This window comes from Vibrio sp. HS-50-1, assembly GCF_024747315.1.
GTDB classification, from domain to species: domain Bacteria; phylum Pseudomonadota; class Gammaproteobacteria; order Enterobacterales; family Vibrionaceae; genus Vibrio; species Vibrio diabolicus.
Map to the genome: position 1 here is coordinate 387,066 of NZ_JAMPZF010000001.1, position 15,265 is coordinate 402,330.

A 15,265-nucleotide genomic window follows, 5' to 3' on the forward strand; every position below is an offset into this window, starting at 1 on the left:
CAGTTTCCTGATTAGGAGAAAGTAAAGTCAGCCTTCAAAAGGAAGTGTCATCTTGCTCAACATGTTAGTCGCAATGACTAACGAGATGACAAGATGTACTATAACCCCTTCACTGCTTGATATTTTGAAATAGATCAATTTTATAGTGATTTTACGAGCTTTAAGCACATCTAAAAGGCTCAGCGATGCAAACCTATTCAAAAATTCACCGCTAGCAGTCTCTTTTTATGTCCCATCGAATGAACTTATCCAAACCATTGATTACTAATGATGATATTGTTAACAATCTTTACCAATTCATGTTCGATGATATTTGGCATTTGCGTATACACTTTTAAGTAACCACATAGCTTATTGTGTCAGAGATTATCTACGACACACGCTCAACCGAAACCGCGAGGCTATTGAAAAGTAAAGTCATGCTCAGAACAAATAAGAAACTCACAGAGCGAGGATGGAGGCTCCTGTGGCCATATTAAAAATGTTTGGAAAGAAAAATTCCAACAGTCCGGTCAACTCTGATATGGACAAGCAAAGAAAATACGAAGCGCTCGTCCGAGGGTACCATCGTGACTTATATCGCTACGCATACTGGTTGTGCAAAGATAAAGCGATAGCGGAAGATCTAGTTCAGGAAACCTGTCTTAGAGCTTGGAAGTCACTCGATAGTCTCCAGGATGAAAAAGCAGCCAAGTCTTGGCTCATCACCATATTGAGACGAGAAAATGCGCGCCGCTTCGAACGTAAACAATTTGATTTAGTTGATATCGATGATTACGGCAATGATGCTAAAGTCAGCGATGACCCACATCATCAGCAAGAATGGCTGCAAGCGCAGATCATGAAACTCGATGTTGAATACCGCGAGCCTTTATTTCTCCAAGTTGTCGGTGGTTTCAGCGGAGAAGAGATTGGCGACATTCTTGATTTAAATAAAAATACAGTGATGACTCGATTATTTCGCGCTCGTAATCAACTCAAAGAGATGTTGGATTCTCAAGATACTAAGAGAGGACAAAAGAATGGATGATTTAGAATTTCGTCGTCGTATTTTGTCGGATCCAAAACAAAAGGATGAAGAGATTCTGCAAGCTTTAGCTGGTAGCGACACCAACAATAAGTTTGTTGATGACGTTTTGGATCTCGACGTAAAAATTAAACAAGCCATGAATGTGGATGTACCTGAAGATCTCGCTGATAAGATTTTATTTAGTCAGACGTCGAGTGCACTTGATGAAGAGAAGGTCGTCAGACCAAACTTTGTGCGCAAAGCAATGGCACTTGCCGCTTCTATTGCGTTCACCGCAGGATTATTAGTTGGTCAAGTAAACTGGGGAAATGTTTTGGTTTCTCCAGCACAAGCCAGTTTAGCTGATACCGCGATGAAACACGTTATTCATGAAGAACCTTTTGTTCGTCATCTTGATGAGGATGTACCGAGCTCGCAAATTAATGCGAAAATGTCGCCATTTCATTACCAGTTTAGTGAAAGCTTTCCATATCACGTTTACTACCTAAACCACTGCGGTTTTGGCGAATCCAATGCGGTGCATATGGTATTCCAAGGTCCAAAAGGTAAAGTAACGTTATTTATTACTGGTATTCCTAGCGAACAAAGTACCGACTTTAATAAGGATGGCATGACCGGAATCGTTCAGCCCGTCGGGAGTTCAAGCCTGATTTTAGTCGGAGAAGAAGGTGAAAATATTGATGCTATCGCTACGACTCTTGCATCAATGATTAAACCGATGTAATAACTTCGACGATTTCCAGCATTCAAAAGGTTAAATGCCGCTAAATGATCTTATTTAGCGGCATTTTTGTATAAATAGAACACAAAACATTCACCACCGATATGGCATTTAGAGCTTAAACTCTAAATTATGCATTTTAAGTGCAATTTCCCGTCTTTTAGACATCATTTCTGCAATTTTTATTCAATTTTATCCAATGGTCGGATTTGTCCAAGCAACTATTGATACTACTATCTGCGCCACTGAGCAAAAGCTCAATTTATCGTCCAAAGAGACGAATCTAATAAGGAAAAACAAATGACTCAGAACACGCGTCTGTTTAAAAAGACTCTCCTAGCAGTAACGGTAGCTTTTGCCTCAGGTCAATCGATGGCAGCGGGTTTCCAAATCAACGCTCAATCAGCAACTGGCATCGGCCGTGCATTTGCTGGTGATGCAGTAATCGCAGATAACGCCGCAGTAATGGCTCGTAACCCAGCAGCAATGGCTCTATTTGACAAAATGGAGCTTTCGTTAGGTTTCGAAAGCATTACTTCAATGATTGAAGTGAAAGATGCGAAATATAACGTTAATACTCCTTTGGGTTCCAGTACTGTAAATGTTGCTGACACTGATGATGTGGGTGATACGTCAATAGCTCCAAACATTCACCTAATCGTTCCAGTAAATGACAAGTTTGCATGGGGCGTAAACGCATACTCTAATTTCGGCACTAAAACTGAATTTTCAGATAACTACACCGCAACCGAGTACGGTGGTCTTACGGATGTAAAAAGCTTCAACTTTGGCTTTGCGGGTTCTTACCGTTTAAACGAACAATGGAGCTTTGGTGCTGGTTTAGATTTAATCTACGGCCAAGGCACAATGAAGCGTACAACTAGCTCTTCAGTCCCAGGGGTTGGCGGTCAAAAAATTCTGGACGTAGATAAAGCTGATGGTTGGGCTGTTGGTTTCAACGTTGGTACTGTGTACGAACTAGATGAAAACAACCGTTTTGGTCTAGCGTATCGTTACAGCCCTGAATTTACGGCGAAAGACGACAAAGGTCAGGAAATCACGCTACCTCTACCAGATATGGCCGAGTTTTCTGGTTTCCACAAAATCCAAGACACTAAGTTTGCTGTACACTACAGCATCCAATACATCGGCTGGAAAGATTTCGACCAAATTGATTTTGAGAACCTAAATCAGGGTTTACTTAAAGGTGGTTACTCGAAAGACTATCAATGGCAAGATGGCTGGCACTACGCAATTGGTGGTACTTACTACCTAAACAACAACTGGACACTTCGTGCTGGTTACATGTACGATACAAGCGCTCAAGATAAAGTAACGTCTATCTCGGTACCAGACTCAGATCGCCAGTGGTTCTCCACAGGTTTCTCTTACCATATTGATAATAGCTCAAACATCGATTTTGGCTTCACGTACTTGTTAGGTGAAGATGTAAAAGTTAATGAGAATACTCAATTAGCTCCTAGTCTTTCTACCGGTGTAACAGCAACAACTCATGCTGACGCAATTCTATTCGGCTTACAATACAGCCGTAGCTTCTAAACGCTTCGCTGTTAGTTAGTAGAAAAATACTTTATATAAAAGGCTGGATTTCCAGCCTTTTTTCATATCTGCGATTTATTGCCCACTCAATTTGAGTGAACACGTGTATCTAAATCTCACAATTAGGACGCACAGCTGTTCGCTGAATTCCATTTACAAGCCCTTCACAGTTAGATTATTAGGCCACCAAATCAACACTTGAAAGCATAATATTCCAAATGACTACTTGTGCTGGATTTTCATTTCTAAAGTAAAAACTCTACCTTTAAACTTTCGTCCCACGTTATAAACAAATCAGCGAACATTCGAATGAAAACCAACAAGACTCTTCTATCAACAACAGTGGCATTAAGCCTACTTGGCACAACGGGCATGGCTAACGCAGCAGGTTTCCAACTTGCTGAATATTCTGCAACAGGCCTAGGTCGAGCATATGCTGGTGAAGCAGCAATGGCTGACAACGCAAGTGCACAATGGCGTAACCCAGCAATGCTAACTTATTTGGAAGGCACTCAAGTGTCCGTTGGTGCAATCTATGTGAACCCAAATATTGATATTGAAGGTGATGTAAACTTCCACGGTAGTACTTCTTCTGCATCTTCAGATGATTTCGCCCATGATGCAATCATTCCAAACTTCTACCTATCACACCAATACAATGAGAAATTCGCGATTGGTTTGGCATTTGGCACCAACTACGGCATGGAAACCGATTTAGGTAAAGGCTTTGGTGCATCACACTTCGGTAACGAAGCAAGCGTAACGACAATGGAAGCGAACTTAAACGCAGCTTACAAAGTCAATGAATCAATCAGCGTTGGTGGTGGTATCCGTTACATCATCGGCGAAGGCAGCTTTGGCGCAGCAGCACCTAAGAATAATGTTGTAGGACAGCACCCTGTCACTGGCGATCCTATCAGTGTTCCTCAAGGTACCGCTCTAAAATACATGGAAGGTGACGATACCGCTTGGGGCTGGCAAGTTGGTACTGCATGGCAGATCAATGAAAATAACCGTATCGGCTTCGCGTACAAATCTGAAGTTGAACTGAAGCTTGAAGGCCATGCTGAAGGTCTAGGTTTTGGCTTCGGTACTAAGCTTTCACAACTACGTGACAACGGCTACATGTACCTAAACCTGCCTGCAACGGCTGAGTTGGCAAGCTTCCACCAAGTAACAGACCAACTTGCGTTACACACAAGCTTTAACTGGACGGATTGGAGCTCTTTCGAGAAATTGGAAGCACGTCTAGATACTGCTGGCACGCATATGGTTAAAGTAGAAAACTGGGAAGACAACTACCGCTTTGCTGTTGGTGCTACTTACCAGCTTGATCCTAAGCTAGCGCTACGTACTGGTATTGCGTACGATACTTCAGCGGTAAGCGATAAAAACCGTACGATCACTATTCCAGAAACTGACCGTACGTGGCTAAGTATTGGCGCAACGTACGATTGGACGAAAGACTTCAGCCTAGACGCTGGCTTCACCTATATTTTCGCGAAAGACGCACCAATCGTTGAGTCTCGTGGTTACAAGTCAGACGACGCTGCAGAACAAGTCGGCGGCCAATTCGTAGGCGAAACTACGGGCAATGTTTGGCTAATCGGTGTTCAAGCAAACTACCGTTTCTAACCAAACAGCAAAAATACAAAAAAGGCTTAGCATCAGCTAAGCCTTTTTTATTTGTATATTGTAAAGAACAGCGCTTAAAAGTCTTCTAGGTATTCGTCTAAATACTCTTCTTCTTCGATGTTCACTTCTTCAACGGTTTCAACTTCTGCTTTAAAGTTTTGACGCTGAATATAAACATCGCGAGTAAGAATGTATGGATCCGGCGACGAGTCTAACTGTGCTTCTTGCGGTACTAACAAAGCACGCTTCTCCATGCCTTCAAACGCCCACTTACCCAAACTCGCCCAGAAGTTGAGGTAAGAGAGGGGTAAATACGTACTATCTACGGTATCTGTCACTTCACGTAAGGTATACGGGCCATAACCTGGAATCATGAAGTAAGGGCCATTTCCAACACCATAGTGGCCTACTGCATCACTGAACGCTTTCTCGTCGTATTTCGTAATACCCGCGGCACTTGCAATATCGAATAAACCGAAAATACCAAACGTCGAGTTAATCCAAAAACGGTTAAAGTGGTCCACGGCTTTCGTGCCGTTACCCATGACTAAGTTATTAACCATGCTGGCTGGCTCATCTAAGTTCGACAAGAAGTTAGCGATACCGGAACGAATAGGAACTGGCGTGTATTCCACATACGCAAGTGATACAGGACGAACCAAATACGGATCTAAATATTCGTAGTTGATTTCCCACATGGTTCGGTTAAAGCCTTCCAACGGGTCATACACATCAGAAGTCGTTTGATTTGTTTCTTGTCCTGTTACTGCTTCATCAGGCGCACTTGAACAGCCAACCAGTCCAACTGCAAGCAGTAACAAGAAGGTAGATTTACCCTTGTTATACATTTTATTTTCCATAACGACTATTAATGTACCTAAGTCACCCAATGAACAGTTGTACGTATGTTGAGCAGTATACGTAGTAAAGATGACTCAGATATGGGAATAAATAAAGGCCAGCAGTCGCTGGCCTTCGGTATTCTACTCGATCGTTTAAAGTCATACCACTAAAGGCAACAGACTCTACCCCGTTGTCATATTTCAGAGACAGACGCTAACGATTAATATTGCTGGTCAATGGTCACTTCAACCGGCGTGCCAAATTCAACGACGTCACTCTCTCCGTGCCAATCTTGGTCACGCGTTGCTACGTTACCGTCAGAGTCCACACGCACACGGACGATTAACTTGTCGAGTGAAGATAGTTTTTGCCCCTGCATCATGGCATTACCATCATCTAATACGACTGTACGAGGGAAAGTACCCAGCGGATAGCGAGCTGCCGCAACAGGCATTGGTGAGCCATCTGCACGATGTACAGATACAATCAGAACTGCGTTTGGATCCAACTGAGCATTTGGTGCCACATTAATTGTCACAGCGACACTCTTATCCGGTGAAACCGCTTCGCCCATTTGCTTACGAGCACTCTCAATACTGCGTGACAACATCTCGTAGCGGCTATCTTCTGGACCAATCATTTGCTGCATGATTCCCCAGTACTTGATCGCTGCCGGAAAGTCTTGACGCTCAAACGCATCGAACGCTAACAAAGAAAACACACGCAGATCGACATAGTCTTGCTGCATCAGCTTGCCAAGTAATGAGCGAGCCGTCGCTTGATCCATTTCCTCTTGAGACAGCATCAGAGCTTGTGCATAACCCAACATCACATCAGGATCTTTGGGCTCTAGGCGATATGACTTTTCCATCGCATCGATAGCAGTCGTGACATCACGATTTGCTAACGCAATACGACCTAGCAGTAACCAACCTGTCGAGTCTTCCGGCTGGTAATGTAAGCGAGTTCGGAGGGCAAGGGTCAAATCCGCCATTTCATCGTCACTCAACGGCTCAGAAGAAGCCGACATCAGCTTTTTCGATAACTCAGGTAGATTTGTAGACACTTCTTGCCATTGAACAATATCGTCTGACGCGCCAAATTTATAATACAAACCATAGCTCAGCACCACCGTCAGAATTACCGATGGAACTAAAACCGCGATTGGAGAAACCTTGGTTTCTTTTTGCGCTTTATCACCAGGGATATCGTCAAGCAGTGATTGCTTTAGATCAGAAATCAGTTCGTCTTCACTTTCAACTAGACCTTCGTCAGTTTCTTCTGCAAGCTCAGATAGTCGGTCTTTATAAAATGCCTTGTTAAGCTCATCGCGTAACACATCATCATTGTTCGCTTTTTGTTTAAGCAGCGGCAAAGCCACCAGCGCACAAGCAATAAGCGTGAGAACAACGGTGGAAATCCAAAATAGTGTCATTACTTCTTATCTCCGTTGTTCTCTTCTTCAAGCAATGCTTTTAAACGAGCTTCTTTTTGCTCATCCCATTGCTCGTCACTGCTCGCTTTTGCCTTAACTTTAGATTTACGGCTACGCAGTACAATCAAACCAAAACCACCCAGTACTACAGCGAGTGGCCCTAGCCACAAAATCGCAGTCGCGACCGTAAATGGTGGGTTGTAAGTCACGAAGTTACCGTAACGGGCGATCATGTAATCAACAATCTCATCTTTGGACTTACCTTCTTTGGTCATTTCGTACACCTTATGGCGTAAGTCCTGAGCAAGTTCAGCGTTAGAATCCGAGATCGTGTTGTTCTGACATTTAGGGCAACGGAGCGTATGGCTTAACTCTTTGAACTGCTGTTCTTGTTCCAAATTATCAAACTCGTACACTTCAATGGCCGCATGAGCAGCAAGAGATAATGTCATCGCAGCAAAAACGGCAAGAATTAGCTTTCTCATTGCTTCGCCTCCTCAACCAATTTGTTGTAAAGCGGCTCCAGTGTTTCTGACCAATTACGTGGGTTTACATCCCCTACATGGCGATAGCGAATCACACCATTTGCATCAATAATGAATGTTTCTGGAGCACCATAAACGCCAAGGTCAAGGCCAAGCATACCACTGCCATCAAATAGGCTGATCAAGTACGGGTTGCCGAGATCATTCAGCCAACCTATTGCTTTATTACGATCATCTTTGTAATTCATACCGATGATCTTAACGCCCTTACCCGCCAATTCGTTTAGGTATTTATGCTCTGCATAACACGTTGGGCACCACGTTGCCCAAACGTTCAAGAGCAACGGTTCACCTTTAAAAATTGATTGGTCGTACTGTTTTCCAGGCTCAGCCAGATCTTCTAAGTGAAATTCAGGAACAGGCTTACCAACCAAAACCGACTCCAATTTAGTTGGATCATCGCCCTCTTGGTTACGCATTAATTGGGTTGCGAAAATGCCCGCTAGAATCATGAAAGCGACAAGCGGAATAAATAAGATTTTCTTATTCATGTTATGCCTCCTGCTCTTTTGACTTCGCGTTTTTCTTCGGCGATTTACGGAAGCGGTAGCGTTTATCAGAAATCGCTAGTGCGCCGCCTAATGCCATAATCAAAGAGCCAGCCCAAATCCAACGAACGAACGGTTTATAGTAAATACGAACAGCCCAAGATCGGTTGTCGTCTAAACGTTCACCCATTGCAATGTATAAATCACGACTAATTCCACGGTCAATGGCAGCTTCGGTCATCATAGACTTAGCCGTACGGTAGAAGCGCTTCTCAGCGTGAAGCGTATTCACGTATTTACCATCATGTGTGATCTCAAAATCCGCGATGTAGCCATCGTAGTTTGGACCATCTTTATCACGCAGGCCTGAGAAGTAGAAATCATAACCTTGAATTTGGAAGTGTTCGCCAGGTGCTAAACGTACATCACGCTCGATGCTGTAGTTCTGTACCATCGCAATACCGATAACAGATACCGCCAGACCAACATGACCCAACATCATCGCCCAATGGCTACGCTGCAGCTTGCGAACGCCTTCACTAAAGCTATGACGGTGCGTTGCACGCTCATATAGTTCAAAGCCATGCATTGCAATAATCCAAATCGCCATTACCCAGCCAATGTAAGCCATAGTTGAGAAGAAGTCGGCAAACAGGTATACGCATACCGCGGCCAAAGCAAAAGCAAGCACACCTGAAACGAGCATTGGTTTCACAAGTTTAGATAAATTGTCTCGCTTCCAACGGATAAGTGGACCAATACCAAGTAGGAAAGCAAATGGCATCATCAACCACGCAAACAGCATGTCGAAGAATGGCGCACCGATAGAAACCGACCCCAAACCAAGCTGCTTATGTACGAGCGGCAATAATGTCCCCACTAACACCACAACAAGTGCTGCGATAAGTAATACGTTATTGGCTAGGAGCGCGTTTTCACGAGAGACTAAGTCGAAGTTACCTCGCACACGCACTGCCGCCCCTTTCACGGCAAACAGCAATAAAGAGCCGCCGATAACGAAAACGAGGAAGCCTAGAATAAACATACCGCGCGACGGGTCAGACGCGAACGCGTGCACCGATACTAAAATACCGGAACGGACTAAGAATGTGCCCAACAAACTCAACGAAAATGCAGAGATTGCCAATAGTACCGTCCACGCTTTAAATGTGCCGCGTTTTTCTGTCACGGCAAGAGAGTGCATTAATGCGGTACCCGCTAACCAAGGCATGAATGATGCGTTTTCTACTGGATCCCAGAACCACCAGCCACCCCAGCCAAGTTCGTAGTAAGCCCACCAAGAGCCTAGTGCGATACCGAGTGTTAAAAATACCCATGCAGCGGTAGTCCAAGGACGAGACCAACGGGCCCAAGCCGTATCAAGGCGTCCGGTCATTAGGGATGCGATCGCAAAAGAGAAGGCAACCGAGAAACCAACGTAGCCCATGTAAAGCATTGGCGGGTGAACAATCAAACCGGGGTCTTGAAGCAGAGGGTTCAAGTCACGCCCGTCAACCGGGAAGAAAGGCAACGTACGTAAGAATGGGTTTGACGTTAAGATGATAAACAGTAGAAAACCCACTGAGATCATGCCCATTACGGCAAGTACACGTGCAACCGACTCTTGCGGCATACCACGACTAAACGTCGCTACAGCGACAGTCCAAGCTGCTTGGATTAAAACCCATAGTAACAGTGAACCTTCGTGTGCACCCCATACTGCGGTTAAACGGTAGTACCAAGGAAGCTGACTATTCGAGTTGCTCGCTACATACTGTAACGTGAAGTCGTTGGTATAAAATCCCCAACATAAAATGGCGAAAGAGAACAACAGCATCAGGAACATAGACCAAGATAGCGGTCGCGCTGTGTTCATGAGCATGGTGTTATTATTCGATGCTCCCCACAATGGCAATACGCTCAGCAGCACAGCCATTGCAAGCGAAAGAATGAGAGCAAAGTGACCGATTTCAGCAATCATTGGCCGCTTCCTTGTTTCTGTTCTGTGCTGTATTGAAGCGGTTCATGCGTTTTCTTCATCGCTTCCGCAATTTCTGGTGGCATGTATTCTTCATCGTGCTTCGCTAGGACCTCAAATGCCTCAACTGTCGTGGCATCTTTCAGTACACCTTGAGCCACAATACCCTGCCCTTCACGGAACAAGTCAGGAAGAATACCGTTATAAGTAATCGTCACTTTAGGACCGACATCGTGCAGGTCAAAACTCACTTTCAAAGAATTAGGATCTCGACGAACCGAGCCCACAACCACCATACCACCAATACGCAGACGCTGGCCTACTTCTGGCTTGGTGCCATCTGGCTTACCATTAACCAATTCCGTTGGAGTGTAGAAAAGGTCCATATTTTGGTTAAGCGCATAAAGTATCAAACCAATGGTGGCACTAATACCGATAAAGATCGCTAGTACGATACCTAGCCTCTTTTTACGTCTCGGGTTCATAAGGTGTTCTCCATGTTCTTCGCTGCGTCGATACGAGCTTGACGGTCAATTTTTGCTTTCACTTCTTTCAATAATGCATCACCGCGGCGAAGGCTAGTGATCAGAAGAATCAGCATGGATAAGAAAGTAATACCAAACGCACTCCATACGTATGATGCGTAGCCACCCATGGCAAAAAAGTCGCTCAGAGATTCAAAATGCATAATCAATTACCTCACTGAGTTTGTTCTGTTGCGAGTTTGCGCACCCAAGGGCGGTGACTTTCTTTACTGATGATTTCGTTACGAAAACGTACCATCGTCACTGCACCAAAGAAGAACGCAAAGCCAAAGATGTTTAGCAATAACGGCCAAAGCATGTCGGATGAAATAGAAGGTTGTTCAAATTTCGTGATCGTCGCGCCTTGGTGAAGCGTGTTCCACCATTCTACGGAAAAGTGAATGATAGGTAGGTTCACGACGCCTACGATCGCTAAAATACCCGCCGCTTTTGCGGCTGTTTTCTGATCGTCAAACGCGTGATAAAGCGCAATAACACCAAGGTAGAGAAATAGAAGAATCAATTCTGAAGTAAGACGGGCGTCCCATACCCACCAAGTGCCCCACATTGGCTTACCCCAAACGGCACCAGTAAGTAGAGCAATAAAGGTAAATACCGCACCAATCGGCGCCATCGCAAGCGCCGCCATATCAGATAGACGTACTTGCCATACTAAGCCAATAAATGCCGCAATCGCCATCGACATATAAACGCCCATAGACCAAATAGCTGATGGGACATGAATGTAGATGATTCGGAAACTGTCACCTTGTTGGTAATCTGAAGGCGCAAATGCAAGCCCCCAAACCGTACCAACCGATAAGCATACGAGGGCCAATACAGAAAACCAAGGCAGAAACTTACCACTCAAACGGTAAGCGGTTTCTGGCTTGGCATAAGGATGTAGCCATTTCCACATGTTTTGTTCTCACTCTTACTTCAGGGACACTGTCTAAAGGGTTGAGACCGTAGCAGTGCTTTAATAATAATTCTTTGATCAAGCGCCGCTTCATTGGCACTTTATTGAGTTAGTTAACACTAACTCTCAATGCGGCACTAATGGCAAAAGGCGTTAACGTCATCGCTCCCATTAGCATCGCACCTAAAATTGCTAGTTGACCGTTATACGCCATACCAAGCGCGGCGGCATCAATTGCTGATGTTGCGAAAATCAAAATTGGGATGTAGAGCGGAAGAATAAGCAAACTCAAAAGAACGCCACCCTTTTGCAACCCAACCGTCAAAGCCACGCCAATAGCTCCAATAAAACTTAGTGTCGGTGTACCGATCATCAAGGTTAGTACAACAGATAACCAAGTATTGAAATCAAGCGAAAGTAAAACCGCCAATAATGGGCTAATTAGGATCAGAGGTAACCCTGTTAACAACCAATGTGCTATGACCTTTGAAACCACTACAAGTTGCAATGGAATCGGCATTAGCATCATTTGTTCCAATGCACCGTCTTGAAAATCATCACGAAATAGACGCTCTAATGATAATAAGGCGGATAGCAATGCGGCAACCCAAACAATGCCCGCTGCAATACGTGCTAACAAATTTGGTTCAGGCCCGATACTAAGAGGAAACAGAGTAATAACAATAATAAAGAACCAAAGCGGGTTCAGAATGTCTGCCTGACGGCGAAATGCTATCAATAGCTCGCGGCGAATGATGGTGGTCATAGATGGAATCATATCAATCACCCAACTTTATTTTTCTAAGTTTCGGGCTGTCCGAAAACATATCTTGATGCGTCGTCAACACGACAATACCGCCATTATCAGCGTGACTTGCGAACAAAGATTCAAGCACTTTGACGCCTTGCTTATCGATGGCGGTCAACGGTTCATCTAAAATCCATAAAATTTGCTTACTGAGCCATAACCTCGCTAGTGCTACTCGTCGTTGCTGACCTGCGGAAAGCTGTGCTACAAGCACATCTTCTCGACCGGCTAAACCAACTTGAGTTAAAGCAGTGAAGATTTCTTCGTCAGAAGAGCGGTTATTTTGAATAGATTGGTAAAAACGTAAGTTTTCTAGTGCGGTAAGCTCTCGTTTCACTCCAGTTTGATGCCCTAAGAACAGCAGATCTTGATGGAAAACATCACGAGATTTTTCAACCTCTTCTCCTTTCCACTTAATGATGCCTTCTTCTCTATCACCTAAACCTGTCACAATACGTAGTAACGTAGTTTTGCCAGTACCATTGCGCCCTTCTATCTGGACCAATTCACCAGGCTTAATTTCAAACTGCAGGTTTTCAAACAGGACCCTCTCATCACGGATCGCTGTCAGGTTAGATACTTCTAACATAGAGCTTCAACTAAAAAATGAACGAAGCGCTATATTAGCACAGCTTAGTTATGACAAAACAGGATAAGAGGGCTGGGATGTATGTAAGTTCATGTATTTTTGTTAATTAATCGTCACACTTTAATAAAATTAACTATAAGTAGTTATAAGCTCTCATTTTAACTTGGGGAGCGAGTGCTAAGAATGTAGAGAGCTTAAGGTAATCTAGGGCTGTATTGCAAAAAAGATAATTAGTAACCAAACACAAAAAAAGAGGCTTATCGCCTCTTTTTATCGCTTTAAAACCTTTAGCGTCGACGACGTCCACGCGCCGGGTATTCTGCATCATCTGATGGCTGACCGCTTAGTGGTGGAATTTTCTCTTTTCCCGCCAGTTTTTTCTGTAGTGAAAGCATCAATTCCGCTTCAGCTTTTGGCAGTTCACACTCTTCAATGAGCTCATTGATATCTGCACCAAGCTGTACCATTTTAGAAGCTCGACTGTACAAGCGACCATCAGTATCAGCGTGTTCGAGTTCACGAATTCTCTCGTTTAGGTGCTGAATAATGTCTTGTTGTTCCGTTACTTTTTGTCCAAGACCAACGACAACCGAACGCACTTCGAGTAACTGCTTACTCAACTTTTGTACTTCTTTATCTACATGTCGAGACTGTGCTCGTTGCTGGTCTACTTGCTTTTGCAACCCCGAGCGAATGCGCAGTTGCAAAACAACCAACACCAACACGATAAAAGCGACGCCACCCGCAAGGAATGGAACAGATAAAAGAGTCTCTTCAGCCATCATTATTCAGCCCATTATAGGTGAGCCATCTCGTCCCATTCGTCATCCGTTAGGAGCTTGTTCAAATCCACAAGGATAAGAAGTTTGCCGTCACGGTTGCTCACACCTTGGATGAACTTCGCGCTTTCATCAGTACCAACAGAAGGCGTCGTGTCAATTTCAGAAGAACGTAGGTAAACCACTTCTGCCACACTATCTACCAAAATACCAATCACTTGACGCTCTGACTCGATCACAATAATACGAGTATTATCTGTAACTTCGCCTTCCATCAGGCCGAAACGCGAACGCGTGTCGATAACAGTAACCACGTTACCACGCAGGTTGATGATACCCAGAACATAATCTGGCGCACCTGGAACGGGTGCAATTTCAGTATAACGAAGTACTTCACGAACTTGCATTACGTTGATGCCGTACGTTTCTTCTTCTAGCTGGAACGTCACCCACTGAAGAACTTCGTCATTCGATGCATCTTTCTTCACTTCTACTTCAAAAGCTTGAGACATAGTTAATCCTCGTTAATGTCGTTCCCGACTTAAATCTAATTCAGTGATTTGACATCTAAACCGGCGTTTAGCATGTCAATGAGCGCCTGGACATGAATTAAGGCGCACATTTTTTCTTTTACCATGCCCGCTAGCCAAGGGCGCTTACCCGCCTGTTCACGCCAGCGAACCTTGTCGATATTGAGCGTTTCCGTCCCCATTAGTTGGTTACTGGCCAGCCCCCACATGCTCTCTCCAAGCATGACAACGTATTGGTAATTATCTTTGTAACTGTCATCGCGAAGCTTATCTGCCATCACCCATTTCGCGGTATCGACGACATCAAACTGTTGCTCACGATTTGTTTGTAGCCCCAAATACCAGGCGGGCTTCCCTATCAAATGGTTAAGCTCGCTGATGCGATGAATACCACCTAACTCATCAAGCGGTACGGCAAACGTGACATCATTCACATCAAAGTAAAGCACTTGAAAATCTTCACTTCGCTTCGTGCTTTCCCAGTCAGTTGGTATTTCGGAACCTGTTTGTGTCTCGAGCTCGGTATCAACGTTCGATTCTATATTGACATCATGCTCAATCACCGATTGAGGTTCAACCAGTTCTGGCTGAGTTTCCTCAAAAACTGGCGCATCAATCACCCAGTCTTGTATCTCTTCAACTGTTTGTAACTCGGGCGCCTCACTAACGGTTTGTACGTCTGGCTCAGCCGCTTTTATTTCTGCTGCAATATCAATCGTATTTTGTTCAAGAATACTATCAATATCTAACTCGGCTACAGGGTTGCTTGCTTCAAGCTGACTTAATAACCTTTGCACATCTTCCAGATTTGGGGCTTCCAATTCTGGCGGGTACGTTTCTTGAAACTGGTAAGTTTCCGGCTCCGAGTATTGAAACTGCAA

General features: G+C 44.3%; 17 protein-coding genes. 4 read left to right on the forward strand and 13 right to left on the reverse strand.

All coding sequences use genetic code 11. The features are described 5' to 3' along the window. Positions 1–454: 454 nt before the first annotated feature. From NDJ01_RS01800 to NDJ01_RS01815, 4 genes are all read left to right on the forward strand, one after another. Positions 455–1,030, forward strand: coding sequence for a sigma-70 family RNA polymerase sigma factor (locus NDJ01_RS01800; protein WP_029836529.1), 576 nt, complete (start codon positions 455–457; stop codon positions 1,028–1,030). Then, complete coding sequence (locus NDJ01_RS01805; RefSeq protein ID WP_139060708.1) at positions 1,023–1,754, forward strand: DUF3379 domain-containing protein; 732 nt, start codon at positions 1,023–1,025, stop codon at positions 1,752–1,754. Before NDJ01_RS01800 ends, NDJ01_RS01805 begins: the two co-directional genes overlap by 8 nt. 297 nt (positions 1,755–2,051) lie before the next feature. Next, positions 2,052–3,311: an outer membrane protein transport protein gene (locus NDJ01_RS01810; RefSeq protein ID WP_203347041.1), complete on the forward strand. Its 1,260-nt coding sequence runs from the start codon at positions 2,052–2,054 to the stop codon at positions 3,309–3,311. A gap of 309 nt (positions 3,312–3,620) precedes the next feature. After that, positions 3,621–4,946 (forward strand): outer membrane protein transport protein, encoded by a 1,326-nt coding sequence (locus NDJ01_RS01815; RefSeq protein ID WP_258586145.1) that lies wholly within the window; start codon positions 3,621–3,623, stop codon positions 4,944–4,946. 74 nt (positions 4,947–5,020) lie between these two features. On the opposite strand, the gene NDJ01_RS01820 is transcribed toward NDJ01_RS01815, so the two are convergent. The 13 genes from NDJ01_RS01820 to NDJ01_RS01880 form a co-directional block, all read right to left on the reverse strand. Next, positions 5,021–5,794: a VacJ family lipoprotein gene (locus tag NDJ01_RS01820; RefSeq protein ID WP_005394290.1), complete on the reverse strand. Its 774-nt coding sequence runs from the start codon at positions 5,792–5,794 to the stop codon at positions 5,021–5,023. Between the two features lie 215 nt (positions 5,795–6,009). Then, the gene (gene ccmI / locus NDJ01_RS01825) at positions 6,010–7,224 is read right to left on the reverse strand and encodes a c-type cytochrome biogenesis protein CcmI (protein ID WP_258586146.1); all 1,215 of its coding nucleotides are present in this window, start codon (positions 7,222–7,224) and stop codon (positions 6,010–6,012) included. Next, positions 7,224–7,709, reverse strand: coding sequence for a cytochrome c-type biogenesis protein (locus NDJ01_RS01830; protein ID WP_005380519.1), 486 nt, complete (start codon positions 7,707–7,709; stop codon positions 7,224–7,226). Before NDJ01_RS01830 ends, ccmI begins: the two co-directional genes overlap by 1 nt. Further along, positions 7,706–8,260 (reverse strand): DsbE family thiol:disulfide interchange protein, encoded by a 555-nt coding sequence (locus NDJ01_RS01835; RefSeq protein ID WP_005380518.1) that lies wholly within the window; start codon positions 8,258–8,260, stop codon positions 7,706–7,708. The genes NDJ01_RS01830 and NDJ01_RS01835 overlap by 4 nt, the downstream gene beginning before the upstream one ends. A 1-nt stretch (position 8,261) precedes the next feature. Then, positions 8,262–10,238, reverse strand: a complete 1,977-nt coding sequence (locus NDJ01_RS01840; protein WP_257889481.1) for a heme lyase CcmF/NrfE family subunit — start codon at positions 10,236–10,238, stop codon at positions 8,262–8,264. Next, positions 10,235–10,720, reverse strand: a complete 486-nt coding sequence (gene ccmE, locus NDJ01_RS01845; RefSeq protein ID WP_145532753.1) for a cytochrome c maturation protein CcmE — start codon at positions 10,718–10,720, stop codon at positions 10,235–10,237. Before ccmE ends, NDJ01_RS01840 begins: the two co-directional genes overlap by 4 nt. Beyond that, positions 10,717–10,923 (reverse strand): heme exporter protein CcmD, encoded by a 207-nt coding sequence (gene ccmD, locus NDJ01_RS01850; protein WP_005380515.1) that lies wholly within the window; start codon positions 10,921–10,923, stop codon positions 10,717–10,719. Before ccmD ends, ccmE begins: the two co-directional genes overlap by 4 nt. Positions 10,924–10,934: 11 nt before the next feature. Then, a complete protein-coding gene (locus NDJ01_RS01855; RefSeq protein WP_005394301.1) occupies positions 10,935–11,678 on the reverse strand; it encodes a heme ABC transporter permease in 744 nt (247 codons plus the stop codon). 109 nt (positions 11,679–11,787) lie between these two features. Beyond that, a complete protein-coding gene (ccmB, locus tag NDJ01_RS01860; protein WP_006741714.1) occupies positions 11,788–12,456 on the reverse strand; it encodes a heme exporter protein CcmB in 669 nt (222 codons plus the stop codon). A gap of 1 nt (position 12,457) precedes the next feature. After that, a complete protein-coding gene (gene ccmA / locus NDJ01_RS01865; protein ID WP_258586147.1) occupies positions 12,458–13,075 on the reverse strand; it encodes a cytochrome c biogenesis heme-transporting ATPase CcmA in 618 nt (205 codons plus the stop codon). A gap of 287 nt (positions 13,076–13,362) precedes the next feature. Then, positions 13,363–13,857 carry a DUF2802 domain-containing protein gene (locus NDJ01_RS01870; protein ID WP_041853027.1) on the reverse strand — a complete coding sequence of 165 codons (495 nt, stop codon included), beginning with the start codon at positions 13,855–13,857 and terminating at the stop codon, positions 13,363–13,365. Between the two features lie 14 nt (positions 13,858–13,871). Then, positions 13,872–14,366 carry a chemotaxis protein CheW gene (locus NDJ01_RS01875; protein ID WP_005380507.1) on the reverse strand — a complete coding sequence of 165 codons (495 nt, stop codon included), beginning with the start codon at positions 14,364–14,366 and terminating at the stop codon, positions 13,872–13,874. A 35-nt stretch (positions 14,367–14,401) separates the two neighbouring features. Continuing rightward, the coding region (locus NDJ01_RS01880; RefSeq protein ID WP_258586148.1) for a chemotaxis protein CheW at positions 14,402–15,265 on the reverse strand (864 nt) is incomplete at its 5' end.

Excerpts from the sequence above, each read along its gene's own strand:
- ccmA (WP_258586147.1), bottom strand. The coding sequence starts at position 13,075 with ATGTTAGAAGTATCTAACCTGACAGCGATCCGTGATGAGAGGGTCCTG.
- ccmI (WP_258586146.1), bottom strand. The coding sequence starts at position 7,224 with ATGACACTATTTTGGATTTCCACCGTTGTTCTCACGCTTATTGCTTGT.
- NDJ01_RS01870 (WP_041853027.1), bottom strand. The coding sequence starts at position 13,857 with ATGGCTGAAGAGACTCTTTTATCTGTTCCATTCCTTGCGGGTGGCGTC.
- ccmE (WP_145532753.1), bottom strand. The coding sequence starts at position 10,720 with ATGAACCCGAGACGTAAAAAGAGGCTAGGTATCGTACTAGCGATCTTT.
- NDJ01_RS01820 (WP_005394290.1), bottom strand. The coding sequence starts at position 5,794 with ATGTATAACAAGGGTAAATCTACCTTCTTGTTACTGCTTGCAGTTGGA.
- NDJ01_RS01855 (WP_005394301.1), bottom strand. The coding sequence starts at position 11,678 with ATGTGGAAATGGCTACATCCTTATGCCAAGCCAGAAACCGCTTACCGT.
- ccmD (WP_005380515.1), bottom strand. The coding sequence starts at position 10,923 with ATGCATTTTGAATCTCTGAGCGACTTTTTTGCCATGGGTGGCTACGCA.
- NDJ01_RS01875 (WP_005380507.1), bottom strand. The coding sequence starts at position 14,366 with ATGTCTCAAGCTTTTGAAGTAGAAGTGAAGAAAGATGCATCGAATGAC.
- NDJ01_RS01830 (WP_005380519.1), bottom strand. The coding sequence starts at position 7,709 with ATGAGAAAGCTAATTCTTGCCGTTTTTGCTGCGATGACATTATCTCTT.
- NDJ01_RS01840 (WP_257889481.1), bottom strand. The coding sequence starts at position 10,238 with ATGATTGCTGAAATCGGTCACTTTGCTCTCATTCTTTCGCTTGCAATG.
- NDJ01_RS01815 (WP_258586145.1), top strand. The coding sequence starts at position 3,621 with ATGAAAACCAACAAGACTCTTCTATCAACAACAGTGGCATTAAGCCTA.
- NDJ01_RS01800 (WP_029836529.1), top strand. The coding sequence starts at position 455 with ATGGAGGCTCCTGTGGCCATATTAAAAATGTTTGGAAAGAAAAATTCC.
- NDJ01_RS01835 (WP_005380518.1), bottom strand. The coding sequence starts at position 8,260 with ATGAATAAGAAAATCTTATTTATTCCGCTTGTCGCTTTCATGATTCTA.
- ccmB (WP_006741714.1), bottom strand. The coding sequence starts at position 12,456 with ATGATTCCATCTATGACCACCATCATTCGCCGCGAGCTATTGATAGCA.
- NDJ01_RS01805 (WP_139060708.1), top strand. The coding sequence starts at position 1,023 with ATGGATGATTTAGAATTTCGTCGTCGTATTTTGTCGGATCCAAAACAA.
- NDJ01_RS01810 (WP_203347041.1), top strand. The coding sequence starts at position 2,052 with ATGACTCAGAACACGCGTCTGTTTAAAAAGACTCTCCTAGCAGTAACG.